Genomic DNA, 21,047 nt, shown 5'->3' with positions numbered 1-21,047 from the left:
CCGATAGACGAAGAAATCCAACAAAGAAAATACCGAAAAGCGAAGCAAGGAAGGTTTTTTTGAAACGTCGTAGAAGTGTGAAACACTGTAATTTCACCGAAAGCAAAAGAGAACAGACAAAAGCCATTCAAAGCGAGCGAAAGCAAGCAGAGAATAACAAGTTTTCGAAAGTAAAAACATTTACGAGATATTTTTTCGTAAATTCGAGGCGGATGATGAGGAGAGAGGGAGTGTATATAAATACATGACCGATAGACGAAGAAATCCAACAAAGAAGAACGGAAAAATATAAAGTAAGACGCGATCAAGTAAAAAAGAGCATATGGCGAATGCCTAGGCGCTAGGAGCCGAAGAAGGACGTGGTAAGCTGCGAAAAGCTACGGGGAAGTGCAAGCAACTAAAGAGCCGTAGATATCCGAATGAGGAAACTCATACAGGTTAACATCTGTATATTCCATAATGAATCCATAGTTATGGGAAGGGAACCCGGAGAACTGAAACATCTAAGTACCCGGAGGAAGAGAAAGAAACATCGATTTCGTCAGTAGCGGCGAGCGAAAGCGAAAGAGCCCAAACCTAAGTGGGAAACCACATAGGGGTCGACACTCAGAAAGCATTGAAGAACTTAGTCGAATATGCCTGGAAAGGCAAACCAAAGAAGAGTAAAAGTCCCGTAGACGAAAAGAGAAACAAGCAAGAGTGATCAAGAGTACCACAGGACACGAGAAACCCGGTGGGAAGACGGGGGGACCACCCCCCAAGGCTAAATACTACCAAGCGACCGATAGAGAACAGTACCGTGAGGGAAAGGTGAAAAGAACCCCGGGAGGGGAGTGAAAAAGAACCTGAAACCATATGCTTACAAACTGTAGGAGCAAGCAATTGCAAGTGACTGCGTACTTTTTGTAGAACGGGCCAACGAGTTGCGATATGATGCAAGGTTAAATACTTAAGGTATGGAGCCGAAGCGAAAGCGAGTCTTAAGAGGGCAAGAGTACCATATTGCAGACCCGAAACCGGGCGACCTATCCATGTCCAGATTGAAGTTTCCGTAACAGGGAATGGAGGATCGAACCCACGTACGTTGAAAAGTGCGGGGATGAGGTGTGGATAGCGGTGAAATTCCAATCGAGCCCGGAGATAGCTGGTTCTCTCCGAAATAGCTTTAGGGCTAGCGTTTTGCAAGATATATATGGAGGTAAAGCACTGACTGTCCAATGGGTCTTTTAGATTACTGAGGATTATCAAACTAAGAATGCCATATATAGCGCAAAGCAGTCAGACTATGAGTGATAAGGTCCATAGTCGAGAGGGAAAGAGCCCAGACCAACAGCTAAGGTCCCAAAATATATGTTAAGTGGGAAAGGATGTGAGATTGCATAGACAACCAGGATGTTGGCTTAGAAGCAGCCATACATTTAAAGAGTGCGTAATAGCTCACTGGTCGAGTGATCCTGCGCCGAAAATTACCGGGGCTAAAACATAATACCGAAGCTTTGGATTATACTGTAGAGTATAGTGGTAGGAGAGCATCGTATACAGTAAGAAGCAGAATCGAAAGAAAAAGTGGACCGTATACGAGAGAGAATGTTGGCATGAGTAGCGAGAGGAAGGTGAGAATCCTTCCGGCCGAAAACCTAAGGTTTCCTGAGGAAGGTTCGTCCGCTCAGGGTAAGTCGGGACCTAAGCCAAGGCCGAAAGGCGTAGGTGATGGACAACGGGTAATAAATCCCGTACCACCGTAGTTGAATGAGCGAAGGGGGGACGCAGGAGGATGACCGGAGCACGCCGTTGGTAGAGCGTGTCCAAGCAGAAAGCGAGTAAGACCAGGCAAATCCGGTAATACAATCGTAATCTGTGATGGGGAGTGAAAATAAAGTAGCGAAGCCGAATCATTCAAACTGCCAGGAAAAGCCTCTAGCAAGACCAAGGTGCCCGTACCGCAAACCGACACAGGTAGGTGAGGAGAGAATCCTAAGGCCAGCGAGAGAACTGTTGTTAAGGAACTCGGCAAAATAACCCCGTAACCTAGGGAGAAGGGGAGCCTGCGAGAGCAGGCCGCAGAGAATAGGCCCAAGCGACTGTTTACCAAAAACATAGGTTTCTGCAAAACTGCAAAGTGAAGTATAGGAGCTGACGCCTGCCCGGTGCTGGAAGGTTAAGGGGAAGACTTAGAGCAATCGAAGGTTCGAACTTAAGCCCCAGTAAACGGCGGCCGTAACTATAACGGTCCTAAGGTAGCGAAATTCCTTGTCGGGTAAGTTCCGACCCGCACGAAAGGCGTAACGATTTGGGCACTGTCTCAACAACAGACTCGGTGAAATTGTAGTGCCGGTGAAGATGCCGGACACCTGCGACAGGACGGAAAGACCCCATGGAGCTTTACTGCAGCTTAGCATTGGATTTAGGTAACAGATGTACAGGATAGGTGGGAGACTTAGAGTATAGGGCGTCAGCCTTGTAGGAGTCATCGTTGGGATACCACCCTTGTGTTGCTTGAATTCTAACTAGAATCATTGAATCATGATATAGGACACTGCTTGGCAGGCAGTTTGACTGGGGCGGTCGCCTCCCAAAGAGTAACGGAGGCGTCCAAAGGTTCCCTCATCACGGACGGAAATCGTGAGAAGAGTGCAAAGGCAAAAGGGAGCTTGATTGCGAGACAAACAGGTCGAGCAAGGACGAAAGTCGGGCTTAGTGATCCGGTGGTAGAAAGTGGAATTGCCATCGCTCAACGGATAAAAGCTACCCTGGGGATAACAGGCTTATCTCCCCCAAGAGTCCACATCGACGGGGAGGTTTGGCACCTCGATGTCGGCTCATCACATCCTGGGGCTGTAGCAGGTCCCAAGGGTTGGGCTGTTCGCCCATTAAAGTGGTACGCGAGCTGGGTTCAGAACGTCGTGAGACAGTTCGGTCCCTATCCGTCGCAGGCGCAGGAAATTTGAGAGGAGCTGTCCTTAGTACGAGAGGACCGGGATGGACACACCACTGGTGCACCAGTTGTACTGCCAAGTGCACAGCTGGGTAGCTATGTGTGGGAAGGATAAGTGCTGAAGGCATCTAAGCACGAAGCCAGCCTCAAGATAAGATTTCCCATTCGAGAGAAGTAAGATTCCATGAAGACTACATGGTAGATAGGCTCAAAGTGGAAGTGCAGTAATGTATGAAGCGAACGAGTACTAATCAATCGAGGACTTGATCCGAAGGAAGAAGATGTTATGCAGTTTTGATGGTACAATCCATCAGAAAATTAAAACTTATTGCAAGTGTGCAGTAAGACAGTTTTGCAAGCATTTTCGAGCAAATTTAAGGCGGATGATGAGGAAAGAGGGAGTGTATATGAGATACATGACCGATTGACGAAGAAATCCAACAAAGAAGTTGCCGAAAAGCGAAGCAAAAGAAAAGAATATGGTTACAATAGAGAAAGAGATACACCTGTTCCCATCCCGAACACAGAAGTTAAGCCTTTCATCGCTGATGATACTTGGGGTGCAGACCCCCGGGAAAGTAAGTCGTAGCCAATTCTATTGAAGCATCGGATAAGAATCCGGTGCTTTTTGTGTATTCATCCAGTTTTTCAAGATTTACAATATTCCCATTTTCATTCCTATTATCATTATTGTAATACGTAAAACCAATGAAACGATTGGAGCAATCTACACTCTACAAGTTGTATTTTGATTGTTTCTGTGAATCGGTTTATTAGATTTTTACAATGTTTGTCCAATATCTTTTCAGTTGTATGAAATGCTTCATTTTTTGATAAAATATTGAAATCATTGTCTTTCGTTTAGGTATTATGATTCGATGAGTGTAATAGATTGTTTCTATTATGTTAGGGACAGTAGTTTTTTTCAAATTTCTTGAATGGATAGGATTTCAGCTACGCTTATGAGAGAATATGTGTAAGTTATGAAAGATGGGATAAGATAATGCTTTTTACTGTGATATATGGTAGAATAAAAGACAGAGCTTAGACAGAATAAAGATTTTTGAACAAGTGATTTTGTTCGGATAGCATTGTCAACACTATGAAATCTTGGGATACGATATCATTATGTTGAATGCTATGATAGAAACGAGGATGTTTCGATCATTTACTTAATGGATGATACAAAGAAAAGGAGGGAAGATGGATTGCGTTGATTGTCTAAGAGTGCGATTCATCAAAAAATTATGAAAAAGGAATTGGAAAATAAAGCATGCTGTGTAGGACCTATGCCGGAAGCGATTGTTTCTGTAAGAGATAAGGAAGGAAATAATAATGCATTGGTAGTGGGATTTATTGCAAATGTCAGTTTGGATCCTGCTATGGTGATGGTAGGAATTATTCCAAGTAGATATTCTCATCATATGGTAAAAGAAAATCCATGTTTTGTAATTAATTTCCCAAATGAGGCGTTTAAGGAACAATATATGTATTTGGGTACTACTTCCGGTGCAAACGAAAATAAATTTGAAACAAAGAATATTCAATGGAAGGATGGAGATGTTGTCAATGCTCCTATTTTGACAGATTGTCCGCTGAACATTGAATGTACTGTAACAGAATCATTAAAGCCCGGAACACATGAGTTGTTTATTGCAAAAGTAGAAAAAGTACATTGCTTGGAAGAATATCTTGGAGCAACCGGAAAAATCGATTGGAGTAAAATTGGCATCAAATAGTTAGTAGTTAGAATTGTTATAGAAAAGCAAACAGAAGGCTTTTAGGAGGTTTTCATGAAAAAAATAAAGGTGTGCAGTGTCTTTGGCACACGCCCTGAAGCAATTAAAATGGCACCTTTGGTAAAAGAATTGCAGAGTAGAGAAGAACTTGATGCAAAAGTGTTAGTGACGGCACAGCATAGAGAAATGCTGGATTCAGTACTGGAATTGTTTGACATCACGCCTGATTTTGACTTAAATATTATGAAACACGGTCAAACTATCACAGATATTACAACAAGAGTATTACACGGTGTGGGAGAAATTTTTGGGCAGGAACGACCGGATCTTGTTTTGGTACATGGAGACACGACAACAACTTTTGCGGCGGCATTGGCATCTTTTTATCAAAAAATAGCGGTAGGACATGTGGAGGCAGGGCTACGAACAGGCAACATCTATTCTCCATATCCGGAAGAGATGAATCGTAAGTTGACGGGCTCTTTGGCTACTTATCATTTTTCTCCAACTGTGATGAATGTAGAAAATTTGCTTCGTGAAAATATTTCGAAAGAAAACATTGTCATTACGGGAAATACGGTTATCGATGCATTGTTATTGGTGACAGACAAGCCTTATCGATTTGATATAGATGAGTTGAATGAGATTGATGAAACAAAGCAGAAATTGCTTTTGTTGACTTGTCATAGAAGAGAAAATTGGGGAGAGCCGATGAAACAGATTTTTGAGGCAATCAATGAATTGACGAAAAAAAATCCGAATGTAGTTGTGGTATTCCCAATGCATAAAAATCCTTCTATTCGTGAACTTGCAAGAACATATTTCGGTACTAATTCTTCCGTTCGACTGATAGAACCGTTGGACTATGAGCCGTTTGCAAATTTGATGAAGAAGTCCCATCTTATTTTAACGGACTCAGGTGGAATTCAAGAAGAAGCACCTGCGCTTGGCAAACCTGTTTTGGTACTTCGTACGGAAACAGAGCGTCCTGAGGCTGTAAAGGCTGGTACAGTGAAGATTGCAGGAATTGAAACAGAAAAGATTGTGCAGTTGGCAGGTGAACTGTTGAACAGTCAAAAGGCATATGATGAGATGGCACAGGCTGCTAATCCATATGGAGATGGTACAGCTTCGAAACAAATTGCAGATTTCATTGTATCAAGACGAAGCGAATTGATTGGTGAGTAGCAAAATGGATGGGAGAATATTTCCTCTTACAAAGAAATTTTAAAGAAATTCAAATAAATACTTCTGTTTTATGTAAATTGTGTCATGAATAAAGAAGAGATAATAAAAAGGCAGTTGGTTCACAGAGAATCCGGCTGCTTTTTTTATGCTGAAATCTAATAACCCTACCTAAATTCAAGTTTGAAAAATAGGTATCAATGTTTTAAAAATGGGAAAAGGGAATATAAAATCATTTAATGTGAATAGGAATAGAAACGATGAATTGAAATTTGAAATAGGAGTAATTCAATAGAATGGTATATAACAGATATCTTGCTGTAACGATGGTTGCTCTAAGAAAGATATATCCTGTAAATATTTGTGATTTCAATGTGTTGGCAAGTTTTTATCAATACTTTTTGTCCTTATAGATCTCTTTTGGTTCCATAGTTTCCAAAATAAGTGAAATATTTACACAAAAAAAGACCTAACTTAGGTCTTTTGCTTGCTGAATTAGTCTCTCTTGAATTTTTTGTTGAAACGTTCGATACGTCCACCTTTTTCCATGGTTTTTGCTTGACCGGTGAAGAAAGGATGACATTTAGAACAAATTTCCACAGAGATTTCATCTTTTGTAGAACCTGCTGTAAATGTATTTCCACATGCACAACGTACTTGTACTTCCTTATATTCTGGATGTAAATTCTCTTTCATCTTTTTCACCTCTCTCTAAATCGATATCTTGGTATCACTAACTAATAGAGTATAACACAGCTTTTTTAAAATAGCAATTGGAATATTATTATTTTTAGTGTTTTTTGATTTTGCGCTAATCCAATCGGCAAATAAAGTATTCCTGACAAATTTATTCTAAGATAGAGGAAAGAATAATTTTGCATAGAATCTACAATTTGTGCTGACATCTGTTAAAACTTATATCAGTAATCCAATGTCTATGAACAACACTTTTGAGCTACTGTTGTAAGCACTGTTCCGGTAATCTTTATTTTTCATAATTGTAAGGATATTGTATTATATTAGATTTTAACCTAAACACTACTTTCAAATATAGAAATAGTGTAGTTTATGGAAAAGATAATACATATATCGGCATTAGAAAAAAGTAGATTTTTGGAATACCTTTAATCAGCGATTAGTATTGGTATTATTTTACTACAAAAGCAAGGTCGCCTCATCACTATATGAACAAGACGACCATTGCCGATAAACTTTGGGTGATATGTTTTTATCCTAATCTATGACACCGAAAGCTTAATTTAGATTTAATTTTTTGGTTAGAATATGCTGTGTGATAAGGAAACAAACCGCTAATCCGACAACATTGAACAACAACTGGATTTGGAAAACTTGATTGAATAAAGCGATGGTATTGATTTCATTTATACCCAAATTATTTGTAATATTCATTTGAACAATTCCTGTAATATTGCTTACCAAAATGTAGAATACAATTGCCCAAATTGTCTTGTGTTTTGAAAAGGGTGCTAAGTGGGCAACTGAAATACAAGAATATACCAAAAACAAGAAAAATAAAAATCCAAAGAAGATATTTGCAAATGCGAGAAGAATGGTCATGACAGGCACTTGGTTCATCACTTTCGGAATCTCATGGACGATATCTATAAAATCTGAAAAACCTAAGTCTGAAGATAGAGAAATTATAAGAAAGAAACTGAGTCCTGATACAATTGCACTTGCGATAAACCATATTAACGAAGAAATCCATTTGGAGTGCAAAATAGTCTCAACCGATACCGGAAGAGTCATCATTAAATAACCTTCATCTCCGAGTAAATTAGAATTGAATCGCTTGATAATCATAATAATGGTGATGACATAAAGTGCGACATAAAGTGAAACCAAAATAGCAATCAGTAGTCCAAATAACAAACCGCCTCCTATGCCACCTACCCATTCAACAATAGGTAAGGTGTGGAAATATAGTCCTAATATAGTTGATACAGCCAAAATTAAGCCGTAGATAGGAATGAAATGTCTGGCTACAGATTTGAGTTCATAAGAAATTAGTTTTGTTAGCATCGGAATACCTCCCTAAATAAATTGTCGATAGAAATCCCGTTTTCACTACGGATGTCATCTACAGAACCTGTCATATAGATTTGACCGTTATTGATTAAAATCACATCATCCAAGATTTTTTCAACATCTTGAATCAGGTGAGTGGAAATCAAGATAGAGGAAGATTCGGAATAGTTTTGAATGATAGTGGATAAGATGTAATCCCTTGCAGCCGGATCGACTCCGCCGATGGGCTCATCCAAGACATACAACTCCGCTTTTCGAGACATTACCAAAATAAGTTGTACCTTCTCTTTGGTTCCTTTTGACAAAGTTTTCAGTTTGGCGTTTTCATCAATGCCTAAGCTGGTAAGCATTTCTTTTGCACGATTACTATCGAAATCTTCATAAAAATCTTCGAAGAAAGATAGGATTTGTGAAACTGTCATCCAATCATTCAAATAAGTTCGTTCCGGTAAATAGGAAATAATTTTTTTGCTTTCGATACTTGGCGTATTTCCTTTAATTAAAACTTGGCCGGAATCAGGTTGCAACAAACCGTTTATCATCTTGATAGAAGTAGATTTTCCGCTTCCGTTAGATCCCAGTAAACCAATGATTCTTCCCGGTTGTATTGCAAAAGATACATTATCTAAAGCTGTTTTATTCGAGAATTTTTTTGTTACATTGATAAATTCCAATAAATTATCATTTATTTGCATACAATACCTCCTTGTGATTTTATCATGATAGAATCTAAGTAGACTTTATCATATTCAAGTTCTTATTTTTGCTCATAATATTGAGAAATAAATTTTTGTAATTCTTCTTTTGAATACCCGATTGCCTGCATTGAATTGATAAATTCCGTAATCATATCAAGCGCCATCTCTTTTTTCTTATCCTCAATCAAAGAAATATCATTTGTGACGAATCGACCTGCAGTGCGTTGGGCGAATACAAGTTGCTCTCTTTCCAATTCAGATACTGCTCTTTGAATCGTATTCGGATTGACACCCGCCTCCTTTGCCAAGTCTCTGACAGATGGAATTTTTGTTCCCGGTTTGAGAGAGCCGGCTACGATTTGTTTTTTGATTTCTGTAATTACCTGTGCATAAATAGGGCTATTTGAATGAAATTCCCATGCCATACATTACACCTCCTCCGGCAATATTGTACAACTGTATTAAATTACTATAACAAAAGTATACTGTGTTATGAAATGTGTGTCAACTATTTTTATAAAAGCGAGCGATGTTTGTCACACGATGTCCTGTTTGAATTGCAGATATCATCACTATTGCAAATTTTAAGTAATCGCCTCCGTTCCTGTTCACGTTAAATGATTCCATACTCCGTTTCCCTAATTTTGAAAAGAAAGAGATTGTGTGATATTTTTTAATTATGAATTTATTTCAATATTATTATGTTTGATGATAAGCACATATGATGATAAGCGCATATAATGTAGGAAAAAATTTACGCAGAACTTTTTGCAACTGTTTATCCGAAAGAATTACAATAGAATTTGAAACACAAGAAGAACTATATAAAGGAAACTGTTTTTTATAAGGACATGAAATTTGACCGGTATACGCAAAAAGTTTTCTCTAAAATCATACACTTTTGATATTACAATGTAATTCTTTTGTAAATGAAAAACAGTATTTTTGGGATATAATGGTGTTACTTGATAAGAGCATAAAGGGTAAGCGTTGGAAACTCAAATGCTGAAAACTCTCAGTTGAACATAAGAATTTGTGAAGGTTGAGTGATGGAGTTTGAGGTGTGATTTTGAAATGCAATCAGGCTGTTTATTCAAGGGAAATTTGGAGTGACAACTGAAATGTCGGCAGCTTTTTTAAGGATACCGATAGGAAACTTTAACTTTGGCATTTGATGTGTAACAAGAATAAAACTATCTTACTTAAAATATAAAACGGAAAGGTGATTGCTATGAAAAAATTTGGATGCATCGTGATGATTTGGATGGTATTGGTGACAAATATTTCATTTGCAGACTCTACATTAACTCCTGTTTTTCAGGATTTGGATACACTACTTCTTTCTGAAAAGACACAGATAACACAACCTGCACCGGTCCCGTCGAGTCAAAATGTAATTTTGGGAAATGAGAGATTGTTTTCGGAATATCGCCATTTGATTGAAGGGAAGCGAGTGGGGATTGTGACGAACCAAACAGGTGTGGATTCTAAGGGAGTTCGAACTGTAGAAAGATTGTTGCAAACGCCGTACACAACATTGGTTGCAGCTTATTCTCCGGAGCACGGATTGGATGGGAAAGCAAGTGCAGGAAAGTATGTCAGTTCCTATCAAGACAGAAACTTGGGGATACCGGTGTATAGTTTGTATGGAAGTACAAGAGAACCTTCCCGTCAAATGTTACAGGGAATTGATGTTTTGTTATTTGATATGCAGGACATCGGTTCAAGAACTTATACCTATATGTCAACTTTGAATTATGTCATGAAAGCATGTGCAAAATACAATATCCCTCTTGTTGTTCTTGACAGACCGAATCCACTTGGTGGATCAATTGTGGAAGGACATATTGCAAAAGACAAATATTTGACCTTTGTCGGAGTGGACAATTTGCCGCTGGCACATGGGATGACTTGCGGAGAATTGGCAAACTTTTTTAATCGCAAAATCCACGCAAATATTACAGTGATTCCGATGAAAGGATACCGTCGCTCTATGATTTGGCAAGATACAGGACTTCCTTTTGTGATGACTTCGCCGAATATTCCGGATGTTGAATCGGCATTCCTTTATATGGCGACAGGAATGGGAGAAGGAACAGGACTTGGACAAGCAAACAAATTTCATTGGGTGGGAGGCAAAAAAATAGATGCCAATCGCTTTGCGCAAGAATTGAATGCTTCCAATTTACCCGGAGTACGATTTGAGCCGAAACAGATAGGAAATCGTGGTGGAGTCAATGTTGTGATTACCGACTACCACACCTTCAATCCGGCGAAAACGGGAATGTATACCCTTGCAATCGCAAACCGACAAGCCGATATCTCTATTCCGAGACAAACAGGCAAAAGTATTCCGATGTTCGAAAAATTGTTCGGATCCGATGAAATGGGCAAGATGTTGTTAAAAAAGAGCACCGGAGAAGAAATTATTCAGAGTTATCAACAGGAATTGAATCAATTTAAGAGGGAAAGAAAGCAATATTTATTGTATCAATAGAGATTGTAACAGAAGAGGATATCAATTTATCCTCTTTTTTGATAGATTGAAATAAGGAGTCTGCAATATCGTTATGAAATGATTTGTATTCTTAGACGAATATCACCGATGAAAGATATCATAAAAATCTGCTTTGGTAATACTGATGTATTTTATTCTTTTTTTCTATAATCGCACATGATGTATATGTTTTAAAATAGTGTTTCGTATTAAATTTGTATTTATGACAGTTCTGTTAGGGTTTAGTAAGATACGAAAATTTAATAGATTATATATGATACGGTATCGTGCAATGATAAAAAATATAATTAGAAGTATGATTGATGGAGAGTATTGCTAAAGATTTTAATAGGTTTCCGTACAGGAAACAAACACTTCTTCTTCCGACACAAAGGTTAATTTTTATTTTATGAGAGGATTCTATACTGTATTCATGCAAATGTTCTATCATGAAAAACATTATTCTTTTGAAAACCTTTTCAAAAGAATAAGTAGTTTTGTTTTGCAAAAAAAGAGCGTTATCATATCTCTCCGAAATACTTTATTTTAAGAAAATAAGATATTAAGAAATATTGAAAAATCAATATAAATCAAGATTATTTTCTTAAAAAACATTCAAATAAAAAAATTATTATTCTGTAAATTCGTATGATTATGATTTTAATGGCAAAAAATTTTTACAGTTTTTCCACACTGATAATCAATCAACCTAATTCAAAGATATTCATTATTTGAAATGTAACTTTTTTGTAACTAATTCTTGTGATTTGGCTTGAAATATCAAAATGGATTGGCTATAATCAAAAAAAATTATTTACGAAAAGGAGTACAGGTATGAAGAAATATTCATTGATTATCTTTTGTTTCATTGTTTTTTCAATGTTTCAAGTAGTTTGGGCAGAAGATAACATCATGGAAGAGGCTTCGACTTTAGGAAACAAAGAGATTGTTACACAAACAGAAAACAAGGGAGAAGGTAGCAAGTTAGAGATTAAAGATGAAAAATTACCATTAGATTTTTATGAAGCCAAATCGTCGGTTGAAATTCAAGTGACAGAACAAAATATGACAAGTGTTGCTGAAGAAAAAAAATCAACCGCATCTAAAAAAGCAGAAAGCAAAAAAGCAACGACACAGAAAGTTATAGTCAACAACAAAGGATATCTTCAATTTATTGCAAAGAAGAATCCGAAGTTAAGTGCACAACAAAGAGAGTTGATTGTATCTTCCGTAGAAAAAGCGGCAAAGAAATACAATGTAAGAAGCAGTATGATTATGGCTGTGATGTGGAAAGAAAGCACCTTTCAACCAAACACAAAAACCGGTCCGTGTCATGGATTGATGCAATTACACCAGTCTTATTGCGGTTTGAGCAAAAGTGAAATTTATGATATTGAAAAAAACATTCTTCAGGGAACAAGAGAATTGGCATCCAATCTGAAAAAATATGGTGGAAATGAAGTGATGGCATTGACAGCCTACAATGTAGGGGTTGGAAATGTTGCTCGCGGAAATTATCAGACAGTATATGCAAAAAATGTTCTTGCGAAAGAGCAAAATATCATCGCTTTTGCAAGAAAATAAATGTAATGTAGAGATACTCTGAAAATAGAGGAAAATAATCTAAAAAAAGCATTACAAGAGAATAAAGCGAAAATCAATGAAAAACATTACCTCATTATTACAGTATGATGAGATAATGTTTTTTTTATTTACGAGAATGTAAAGTGTGATATAATAGTTTCATGTAAAGGAGGTACTTAATGTCAAATTATTCATCAGAGAGACCTGTCAGGCGAAGAAAAAGAAAACTTAAGGTATTCAATCTTATTCTTACAATATTGTTGACAGGGATATTATTATGTGCAACCATCGGAATTTTTACCGTATTATATGTTATTAACACAGCTACAGAAATTGATCCGACGAATATACATGAAATGTTGAACAACAGTACCTTTGTATATGATTACTCAGGACGATTGCTTGAAAAGGTATCTAACCAAAAAGGATACCGTGAAATTATTTCTTTAGATGAAATTCCGAAAGATATGAAAAATGCTGTTGTAGCGATAGAAGATGAACGCTTCTATGAACACAACGGATTGGACTTAAAGCGTGTTGGAGGGGCTCTGCTTCACAATATTACGACACGAAGTTTGGGTCAGGGAGCATCTACCATCACAATGCAGTTATCAAAAAACCTGTATACCACTTCCGAAAAATCATTCAAGAGAAAAATCCAGGATGCGTACTACGCGGTAGAAATTGAAAAACAATTAGGGAAAGATGATATTTTGCTTGCGTATCTGAATGTGGCGGATTTTAGCAGAAATACAAAAGGAATTCAGGCAGCTGCCCATACTTTCTTCAACAAAAATGTGTCAGAGCTGACATTGGGAGAATGTGCAATGCTTGCCGGAGTGCCGAGACGACCGTCTTACTATTCGCCATACTCGGTAGAAGAGCTACAGCCGGGAGATGATATTGCTAAACTGCAATTATTGACGATTTTAAATACCAAAGATAAATATGTTCCGACAGAGCAAGAGTTGTCATATTATCACAAAGCGTACGGAATGGGCAAAATCGACAGATTTATGCTTGTTCAGTTAAAACAGGGTGATTATTATCTTCGTAAGGCGGTTTTGAATCCGAACGCCAAAAAAAGACAGAGCGTTGTATTGAAAAAAATGTTGGAGTTGGGATATATCACGGAAGAGCAAAGAATAGCGGCAGAAGCGGAAGATATTCAAATTAAAGTCGGAAAACGAAAAGAACAAGGGATTTCCAGTTATTTTACAGATATCTTAAAGGATGAAGTGATTCGTGCTCTTGTAGCAGATGGATTTACACAGGAAGAGGCTGAACAGAAATTTATGCAAGGAGGACTTCGTATTTACTCCACCTTGAATCTGGATGTGCAACGAAAATTAGAAAAAGTAGTCAATAATCCTGACAATTATTCAAGAGCGTATATAGATTCGGAAGGTATCGTCCAGCCTCAAGTTTCTATGGTTATTATGAAACAAGGATCCGGAGAAGTACGCGCTTTGGTAGGTGGAAGAGGAATTGGTGGTGCCTCCATTTATAACAGGGCAATCAATCCTCGACAACCGGGTTCGGCAATTAAACCGATCGCTGTATATGCACCTGCACTTGAAAACGGAATGACTGCAGCAAGCATTTTCAATGATTCTCCACGATATGACGAATCTTTGAAAAAAATGTGGCCTAAGAATTCTACGGGATATATGGGAAAAACCACCTTGCGCAATCTCTTGATACGCTCTTCCAATGTCGGTGCGGTAGAAGTAGCATCCAACATTATTCCGGGAAGTAAACAAGCATCCATTCGTGAAATGGTTCGAAGTTTGCAGGGGTTTGGGATTACAACTGTTGTAACAAGTGACAAAGATCCGAAAAGAAACGATGAACACTTCTCTCTTGCTTTGGGTGGAATGACTTACGGAATCAGTCCGTTAGAACTTACAGCTGCATATGCGGCAATTTCCAATGCAGGAGTTTATACCAAACCTGTTTTCTTTACAAGGATAGAGGATTCACGCGGAAACATCATTTTAGAAAGCAAACCGAAAAGCAGAAATGTGATGAGTCCGGCAAACGCATATATCCTTCAAAATATGTTATATGGAGTAGTCAACAGCACGAAACCGAGAGGAACCGGAGTGGAGGCAAGATTGCATAATATGACCACTGCCGGGAAAACAGGAACCACCACTGATAAAAAAGATGTGTGGTTTGTGGGAATGACACCGTATTACACTGCGGGACTTTGGATTGGCTCAGATAAACCGAGAGAATTGCCGGAAGGAAGCTCAATGGCAGCGAGATTGTGGAAACAAGTTATGGATGACGTTCACGAAGGGTTAGAGAATAAAGAGTTTGCTAAACCGAGCGATGTTGTTTCCGCACAGGTATCCCACACATCCGGATTGCTATCTAACCAAGGATATGAAGAATTCTTCAAACAAGGAACAGAACCGACGTCTTATTCATCCGATCATCAAGAAGAGGAGTTGCTTCCTGATGATGAAGACTTGACTGAATTGCATCCGGAAGAAACATCGGGACAAGGCGGAATCAGAAAAACACCTGCTGAAGCACCTGAGAATACAGATGATTCTTTGTTCTGATATTAAAAATACAAAGAAAGAATAGTTTGAGTTTCAAACGATATCTTGATAAATACCGTATCAACCACAAAAAAGATGCTAATAGTACGTAAGCATCTTTTTTGTGGTTTGTGATATCAAATTGCTATTTTTCTATGATTTCTTTTGCCATGTCTAACAGTTCAGCGGCACTAACTTCTCCATGTCCTGTATAGAGCAAAGAATAGGATAGATTATCTTTTTGCCATGTGAGCAATGTGGAATGATTTTCTTCAACGGTGTCACTACCGAACGCAAGGTTTAACAATCCTTGTTCTTGCAATTCGATTTCTTCTTCCGTCGGTTCATAGTTCGGCGGAACAAATTTGTTTTCTATTTCATAGATATTGATCTGGATTCCACTTATCATTTCCGTTTTGTCCGCCTCCGATGGTTCTTCTCGTTTCCACTGTGGTTGGATAGTCAATGAAATACCGTTTCTATTTTGATTTTTGTCAATATAACCAAGGTCTATCATAGGGACTGTTTCAATGGGAGTGTTGTTGTCATCAACTTGACTTGTATCTCCTTGATAGTAAGAATCGAAAGTGTATCCGTTGGAGAAATTCTCAACAAGTGTCGGAACACTTCCTAATTCTTTTTGCAATTCTTGTTCGGTCGGCAGTTGATGCGACATAAAATGAGCGGAACCAAAATATCCTGTAACTTTTCCGATGGCAAATCCTGTTAACCCAAGTAGTAAGAAGCAACAGACAGTTGCGATACCGATTCGTTTTTTTGATGTTGTTTTCATAGCCCTTTTCCTTTCTTGTTGCAGTTTTTGTTGGACACCTTCATAGATGAGGTGCGGTTCTTTGTCCTTTGCAATCTCTTGCAAAGATTGTACCAGTAAGTTATCAAAAGAATTTTCTTTTTTCATCATCTCTCCTCCTTCTTCAAAATGGATTCTAAGATTGGTCTTAGTTTTTTGCGTGCAAAGAAGAGTCTGGATTGTACTGTTCCCTGCATGCTTCCGGTTGCTTGAGCAATTTCCTTGACACTCATTCCCTCGTAGTAGTACAGCACAATTGCAGTTCGTTGATGATAAGGGAGTGCGCGAAGTGCCTGTTGAATTTGTTGATGAACTTCTTTTTGCAGAATATCCTGTTCCATATCTTCCGGGGAAGATATGGTTTGAAAAATATTTTCGTCTTTACAAAGAGGCAGTTGCTTTTTGGATAATTCCCAAGCTGTTCTTGTCAAAATTCGATAAAACCAAGAAGAAAAATGAGAAGGGTTCTTTAACTGATCTCGATTGAGATATACCTTCAAGAATGTTTCTTGCACGATATCATTTGCAAGAAAATCATCTTGTACAATGAGTACGGCGATACGAAAAGCTTTTTGTTGATAGCATTCAACCAGTTGCTGAAATGCATTTTCATCGCCTTCTTGGAATTTTGTTATGATATCATTGGATTCCACAGGAACCTCCTTTCTTTGCATGCTGTCTATAAGAGTAAATTTCTATCCGTTTGGTTTAAAAAGATTCGTTATTTTTTGAAAAATATGATAAAATAGAAACATAAACAAGTCAACAGAATTGTTTGTTCAGCATGAAATATTTTTGAACAGCTTATTTGTAAAGACAGATTGAGACAAGAAAGAGAGGGTACAGCTATGAAATTGATTATTGCAATTATCAACAAGGATGATACCGGACATTTGACAAAAGATTTGATAAAGAATGGTTTTTTTATTACAACATTGAATACAACAGGCGGTTTTTTGAGAAGTGAAAACCATACGGCTTTAATTGGGGTAGATGATGAAAAAGTTTCTGAAGTGTTAGAGATTATAGAAAGAAATTGCCAAACAAGAAAGAGCATTATTCCGGGAACAATGGCAGATTTTTATCCGATGGCAGGTCATATCTCTGTACCGTTGGAAGTAACTGTCGGCGGAGCAACTGTTTTTGTACTGGATGTTGCTCAATTTGAAAAAATTTAGGGAAAAATAGTGTTTTTGTTGCTGAAAGAGCATCCTTTTGGTAAACTATAACAGTCTTGAAGGTCTGTGGTTGAAAGTCCAAGCCAGATGCAGGCAAAAGGATCCACGTAAGCCGACCAAAAACGGTTACGGTGAGCATAGTGCATCTTAGGAGTAAGACCTGCCGATTATAATCGAGAGGGGTAGTAGTGCGACGAACTCAAGCGAACCTCCCAGCAGGCGAGTGTGGGGGAAAAGACCAGGTCAGCTTCAAGATATGTAGGAACAGCTCGGAATCATTGGATGATATCCGAGTTTTTTGTGTATAACTTCAGTTTTGAGTATACGGACGATATGAGATAAAACAAAGGAGATTGAGATGTATTTAAAGAGTAATCATTATCCAAGGATTGAATATGAAAAAGGGGAAGAAATTTTTTTGGCACCGGAGGAATTTGGCGGTTCTTTTTACTTTGATGTTGAAGAAGAATTAACTGTCAATGATGAAGCGATGAATATCGTAGCTTCTACGATAGATGAAGTGGATGCCTTGGTAGAAACAGCGAAAGATTTTTTGAAAAAGATACTGTCGGAAGAAGAAAATGAATACTTTGGTACTGTTGCCTATTTTATGGAATTTCATAGAGATGAAATGGACCCGGATACGATATTGGAACTGTTTCCTTCAAGTGATATTGATATGTTGACATTCATGGAAATGGTAGATTCTCTACAAATGATACGATTTGGGAGTATCATTGATACTAAAACAAATCAGCAAGCTTTTATTATGGATTTAAGTTTCAATCCGGAATTGACAGATGAACTGATGGTTGTTTATTTTAATTTAGAAAAACAGCCATTTTATGTAACTCATGAAAGTTAAGGGGAGAAAAACCGGAGAATAGTTATCCATCGTATTTTTTTAAAAGACTGAACACGAAAGAAGGAGTTTGAAATGAGTAATCAGATGAATTTTGAACTGCCTAAGTTGTATGATAAGTTTTTATCAGAACTGGGAGAGACAGGAGAATTTGTAATAGAAGACAGCGGTATTGTTCTATATTCTAAGGAAGATTTGGTGGAAAGAAACACTACCTATGAGATAGAAGAATGGGAGCCGGATTTTTTTATGATAGGACAGGAAGGCGACTTGGCTTTTTTTCTGAAAAAGAATTGTGATGATACCGTTTATATGAATGACTTAGGTGCTTTGGGTTCAGTTGAAATGAATCCTGTAGCGTCAGATATATATGAGTTTATTCAACGAGCAGGAGAGGATTTTGACGGAATGCGAAAGATGGATATTATTATTTAGTATCCTTCTTATCTCACTATCAATGAGTTTAGCATTAAAATCATAGTCTGTGAGCGGGATGTCACAAGAGCAACTTGCTTTTTTTCCTATCAATAGATATTGAAATCATATTGGAACAGTTGAATCGTTTAGAGAGTCACGAACGATTCAAAGTGACGATGAAGTCTGAAAGTAGAAAAAATGCCTTGTAAATAGTATTCTTGCAAATAGTATAATGTATGAAAATATTGAAAGAACAATATGTTCTTAATGCGATATATAACAGGAGGCAATATGGGATGGCTAAAATAGAGTTAAGTGAGAATCAGAAAAAACTTGATATAGACCTTTGGATTATTATGATTGTTTCATTCGCAAGCTTGATGATATTTATGGTATTTCAAGAAGAAGTTTACGGAATCGTAAAAAATGAAGAATTGCCTATCTTATCTCGTGTTTTGTTAACGGCATTCTTTCAGTATGGAGTTGCAGGGCTTGGAATTAGCATTGTTTCCGTTTTCAGAAAAGAAAGCTTTTTGTCCTATGGGTTAAAGACTGAAGGGATGTTTTTGTCTATTCTGTTTGCAGTTTTGTGCTTTGTACCAAATATACTATTTTCGTATATTTTTGGGGAGAGCAATAGCTATTTACCTTTTCAGACCGTTTTGACGACAAAAGAAGTTCTTGTCGGTGATTTTCCTATCAATGTAATCGGTATGCTCATTACAGCAACTGCATGGGGTTTCTTTGAGGGATTTAATTATGTAGTAATAAGCGAAAAGATAAACAGACGCTACCCCGCAAAGTGTAAATGGCTTAATTGGGGTGCAATTCTTTGCGCAATTATGTGTATTTTCATTCATGGAGCTATCGGGGTTACATTTGAGGGAATCCTTGAAATGATTACTATCTTGATTATTATCTATGGAATGCTTATGGTAAAAGAAATGACAGGCAATGCATGGGGATGTGTATTCGTGTTTGTATTCTTATGGAATGCTTTTTAAAAACAAAAAATGAGACATAGTGAATGTTTGGTAACTATCGTAATGGAAAGGAAAGCTTTTTCAAGTATTTTATAACATTAGATTGTGCATTCTGTTATAAAATACAGTAAAGTTTATTTGAACAAAAAACTCCCACAACCACACTTCTATGAACTAATGTTGCATAAGAATATGTGAGTTGTGGGAGTCTTTATTTTATTGTATGTTATGTTCTTGCATTGCTTTTTATCGTCATACAAGAATGGTTTTACTTTCTGTCCGATTCAGTAAACAGACCTTTTTTGATACGCAACAACAACGTTTCGATACGTTTGTCGTTGATTTTGATTGCTTTGAGCTCTACATTACCGATTTGAATCCCGAGCGGATCGCCTTCTTGAGCAGGTAATTTTCCGAGACCCTCCAGCAAAAGACCTCCCATTGTTTCATTGACATCGGTCGGCAAGTCCAAATTCAGTTGTTCATTGACATCCTGTATTGCGGTAAAACCGTCTATTTTATAGGTAGTATCGCTGATTGGGATGATTTCTTCAATTTCGTCAGCTTCTTCATCATCTTCATCTGAGATATCTCCTACAATCTGCTCTAAGATATCTTCCAGTGTGAGTATACCTGAAAATCCGCCATACTCATCAATTACAATCGCAAACGGTTGTCTGTCGCGTTGCATTTCCAACAAGATTTCATCAAGTGCCTTGTATTCATGTACGATATACGATTCTCTAAGCAAGCCTCTGATATTAATCAGTTCCAAGTTTCCCTTACGAACCTGTGCAAAAAGATCCTTTATGTGCAAAATTCCGATGACATTATCAATATCTTTTTCATAGATTGGAATTCTGGAATATCGTTCCTCGATAATTTGGTCCAAAATGATACCGATTTCTTCATTGACATCCAGAACAAAGGCTGCCGCTCTTGGTGTCATAACATCTTTGGCTTTTGTTTCATTCAGTCTAAGTACCTTGGAAATCATATCTTTTTCCAAAGGAGTAACATTGAATTGCTCATTCTCCAAAATTTGCGGAAGTAGCTGGTCTTTTTCGATATCATCAGCATTTCGAGCAATACGCTCCTTAATTCCAAGTTGATTGTTTGCTACAATACCCAAAGGTGGTTTTAAAAAATTTTGCAATAAACTCCCGACTCCGTCATCCATACTGTTGTGCCTCCTATATCATCTTATCAATGTATTATCTTTGATTATTATATCATGTATTTGATAATAATCAATACGAGGAGATTCCATTTCTTTTTTCACAAAAAGATACTTTGTTTCAAACATCAGAGGATAGATTGATGATTGCGAATCGTTTTGATAGCAAAGACTCGCTTTGATAAAAGACAATATGAATACTGAAGAAATAAATGGGAAGTAATACGAAAGTGAATGAAATTTTTGTAAATTTGAATGGGAAACAATCATCTATTTGACCGTGTTTCTATATGAGAAATCGGAATAGAGAAATAGAGCGGTCAAACTATGAACAGTGCCTTAATATGATGATAGAGGGCAAGTGAAATAGATAATACGAT

The 21,047-nt window shown here is 37.5% G+C and carries 16 protein-coding genes and 2 rRNA genes; 11 read left to right on the top strand and 7 right to left on the bottom strand.

Features of this window, described 5'->3' with window-relative positions; translation table 11 throughout:
* Positions 1–302 precede the first annotated feature (302 nt).
* The 4 genes from HMPREF0389_RS04125 to wecB all read left to right on the top strand — a co-directional run bounded on the left by HMPREF0389_RS04125 (position 303) and on the right by wecB (position 5,862).
* A 23S ribosomal RNA gene (locus tag HMPREF0389_RS04125) occupies positions 303–3,206 on the top strand.
* Between the two features lie 207 nt (positions 3,207–3,413).
* Positions 3,414–3,530, top strand: a 5S ribosomal RNA gene (gene rrf / locus HMPREF0389_RS04120).
* Between the two features lie 622 nt (positions 3,531–4,152).
* A complete protein-coding gene (locus HMPREF0389_RS04115; protein ID WP_014262434.1) occupies positions 4,153–4,674 on the top strand; it encodes a flavin reductase family protein in 522 nt (173 codons plus the stop codon).
* Positions 4,675–4,728: 54 nt separating this feature from the next.
* Positions 4,729–5,862, top strand: a complete 1,134-nt coding sequence (gene wecB / locus HMPREF0389_RS04110; RefSeq protein WP_014262433.1) for a non-hydrolyzing UDP-N-acetylglucosamine 2-epimerase — start codon at positions 4,729–4,731, stop codon at positions 5,860–5,862.
* A gap of 492 nt (positions 5,863–6,354) precedes the next feature.
* On the opposite strand, the gene rpmE is transcribed toward wecB, so the two are convergent.
* The 4 genes from rpmE to HMPREF0389_RS04090 form a co-directional block, all read right to left on the bottom strand.
* Positions 6,355–6,555, bottom strand: a complete 201-nt coding sequence (gene rpmE / locus HMPREF0389_RS04105) for a 50S ribosomal protein L31 (RefSeq protein WP_014262432.1) — start codon at positions 6,553–6,555, stop codon at positions 6,355–6,357.
* Positions 6,556–7,113: 558 nt separating this feature from the next.
* Complete coding sequence (locus HMPREF0389_RS04100) at positions 7,114–7,902, bottom strand: hypothetical protein (RefSeq protein ID WP_014262431.1); 789 nt, start codon at positions 7,900–7,902, stop codon at positions 7,114–7,116.
* The gene (locus HMPREF0389_RS04095; protein WP_014262430.1) at positions 7,896–8,603 is read right to left on the bottom strand and encodes an ABC transporter ATP-binding protein; all 708 of its coding nucleotides are present in this window, start codon (positions 8,601–8,603) and stop codon (positions 7,896–7,898) included. The genes HMPREF0389_RS04100 and HMPREF0389_RS04095 overlap by 7 nt, the downstream gene beginning before the upstream one ends.
* Positions 8,604–8,665: 62 nt before the next feature.
* Positions 8,666–9,031 (bottom strand): GntR family transcriptional regulator, encoded by a 366-nt coding sequence (locus tag HMPREF0389_RS04090; protein ID WP_014262429.1) that lies wholly within the window; start codon positions 9,029–9,031, stop codon positions 8,666–8,668.
* 806 nt (positions 9,032–9,837) lie between these two features.
* Here HMPREF0389_RS04090 and HMPREF0389_RS04085 point away from each other — a divergent pair.
* The 3 genes from HMPREF0389_RS04085 (at position 9,838) to HMPREF0389_RS04075 (ending at position 15,260) form a co-directional block, all read left to right on the top strand.
* Complete coding sequence (locus HMPREF0389_RS04085) at positions 9,838–11,103, top strand: DUF1343 domain-containing protein (RefSeq protein ID WP_014262428.1); 1,266 nt, start codon at positions 9,838–9,840, stop codon at positions 11,101–11,103.
* Between the two features lie 834 nt (positions 11,104–11,937).
* A complete protein-coding gene (locus tag HMPREF0389_RS04080) occupies positions 11,938–12,687 on the top strand; it encodes a lytic transglycosylase domain-containing protein (RefSeq protein WP_049770200.1) in 750 nt (249 codons plus the stop codon).
* 179 nt (positions 12,688–12,866) lie between these two features.
* A complete protein-coding gene (locus HMPREF0389_RS04075) occupies positions 12,867–15,260 on the top strand; it encodes a transglycosylase domain-containing protein (protein WP_156775242.1) in 2,394 nt (797 codons plus the stop codon).
* A 124-nt stretch (positions 15,261–15,384) separates the two neighbouring features.
* Here HMPREF0389_RS04075 and HMPREF0389_RS04070 read toward each other — a convergent pair whose 3' ends face one another.
* Both HMPREF0389_RS04070 and HMPREF0389_RS04065 read right to left on the bottom strand, forming a co-directional pair.
* Positions 15,385–16,158, bottom strand: coding sequence for a hypothetical protein (locus tag HMPREF0389_RS04070; protein WP_041250795.1), 774 nt, complete (start codon positions 16,156–16,158; stop codon positions 15,385–15,387).
* Positions 16,158–16,703 (bottom strand): RNA polymerase sigma factor, encoded by a 546-nt coding sequence (locus HMPREF0389_RS04065; RefSeq protein WP_049770199.1) that lies wholly within the window; start codon positions 16,701–16,703, stop codon positions 16,158–16,160. Before HMPREF0389_RS04065 ends, HMPREF0389_RS04070 begins: the two co-directional genes overlap by 1 nt.
* Positions 16,704–16,898: 195 nt before the next feature.
* Between HMPREF0389_RS04065 and HMPREF0389_RS04060 the strand changes: the two genes are divergently transcribed.
* From HMPREF0389_RS04060 to HMPREF0389_RS04045, 4 genes are all read left to right on the top strand, one after another.
* Entirely contained in the window at positions 16,899–17,228 is a 330-nt protein-coding gene (locus HMPREF0389_RS04060) for a cyclic-di-AMP receptor (RefSeq protein ID WP_014262423.1), read from the top strand.
* A 358-nt stretch (positions 17,229–17,586) separates the two neighbouring features.
* Positions 17,587–18,093: a DUF2004 domain-containing protein gene (locus HMPREF0389_RS04055; RefSeq protein WP_014262422.1), complete on the top strand. Its 507-nt coding sequence runs from the start codon at positions 17,587–17,589 to the stop codon at positions 18,091–18,093.
* Positions 18,094–18,165: 72 nt separating this feature from the next.
* Complete coding sequence (locus HMPREF0389_RS04050; protein WP_014262421.1) at positions 18,166–18,525, top strand: hypothetical protein; 360 nt, start codon at positions 18,166–18,168, stop codon at positions 18,523–18,525.
* 278 nt (positions 18,526–18,803) lie between these two features.
* Complete coding sequence (locus tag HMPREF0389_RS04045; protein ID WP_014262420.1) at positions 18,804–19,511, top strand: hypothetical protein; 708 nt, start codon at positions 18,804–18,806, stop codon at positions 19,509–19,511.
* A gap of 247 nt (positions 19,512–19,758) precedes the next feature.
* On the opposite strand, the gene HMPREF0389_RS04040 is transcribed toward HMPREF0389_RS04045, so the two are convergent.
* On the bottom strand, positions 19,759–20,670 hold the full coding sequence (locus HMPREF0389_RS04040) for a transporter associated domain-containing protein (RefSeq protein ID WP_014262419.1): 912 nt from the start codon (positions 20,668–20,670) through the stop codon (positions 19,759–19,761).
* Positions 20,671–21,047: the final 377 nt, after the last annotated feature.

The organism is Filifactor alocis ATCC 35896, assembly GCF_000163895.2.
In the GTDB taxonomy this organism is placed as follows: domain Bacteria; phylum Bacillota; class Clostridia; order Peptostreptococcales; family Filifactoraceae; genus Filifactor; species Filifactor alocis.
This window is presented reverse-complemented; position numbering and strand designations above follow the sequence as displayed.

Excerpts from the sequence above, each read along its gene's own strand:
- rpmE (WP_014262432.1), bottom strand. The coding sequence starts at position 6,555 with ATGAAAGAGAATTTACATCCAGAATATAAGGAAGTACAAGTACGTTGT.
- HMPREF0389_RS04040 (WP_014262419.1), bottom strand. The coding sequence starts at position 20,670 with ATGGATGACGGAGTCGGGAGTTTATTGCAAAATTTTTTAAAACCACCT.
- HMPREF0389_RS04055 (WP_014262422.1), top strand. The coding sequence starts at position 17,587 with ATGTATTTAAAGAGTAATCATTATCCAAGGATTGAATATGAAAAAGGG.
- HMPREF0389_RS04045 (WP_014262420.1), top strand. The coding sequence starts at position 18,804 with ATGGCTAAAATAGAGTTAAGTGAGAATCAGAAAAAACTTGATATAGAC.
- HMPREF0389_RS04100 (WP_014262431.1), bottom strand. The coding sequence starts at position 7,902 with ATGCTAACAAAACTAATTTCTTATGAACTCAAATCTGTAGCCAGACAT.
- HMPREF0389_RS04070 (WP_041250795.1), bottom strand. The coding sequence starts at position 16,158 with ATGAAAAAAGAAAATTCTTTTGATAACTTACTGGTACAATCTTTGCAA.
- HMPREF0389_RS04090 (WP_014262429.1), bottom strand. The coding sequence starts at position 9,031 with ATGGCATGGGAATTTCATTCAAATAGCCCTATTTATGCACAGGTAATT.
- HMPREF0389_RS04095 (WP_014262430.1), bottom strand. The coding sequence starts at position 8,603 with ATGCAAATAAATGATAATTTATTGGAATTTATCAATGTAACAAAAAAA.
- wecB (WP_014262433.1), top strand. The coding sequence starts at position 4,729 with ATGAAAAAAATAAAGGTGTGCAGTGTCTTTGGCACACGCCCTGAAGCA.
- HMPREF0389_RS04075 (WP_156775242.1), top strand. The coding sequence starts at position 12,867 with ATGTCAAATTATTCATCAGAGAGACCTGTCAGGCGAAGAAAAAGAAAA.
- HMPREF0389_RS04050 (WP_014262421.1), top strand. The coding sequence starts at position 18,166 with ATGAGTAATCAGATGAATTTTGAACTGCCTAAGTTGTATGATAAGTTT.
- HMPREF0389_RS04080 (WP_049770200.1), top strand. The coding sequence starts at position 11,938 with ATGAAGAAATATTCATTGATTATCTTTTGTTTCATTGTTTTTTCAATG.
- HMPREF0389_RS04060 (WP_014262423.1), top strand. The coding sequence starts at position 16,899 with ATGAAATTGATTATTGCAATTATCAACAAGGATGATACCGGACATTTG.
- HMPREF0389_RS04085 (WP_014262428.1), top strand. The coding sequence starts at position 9,838 with ATGAAAAAATTTGGATGCATCGTGATGATTTGGATGGTATTGGTGACA.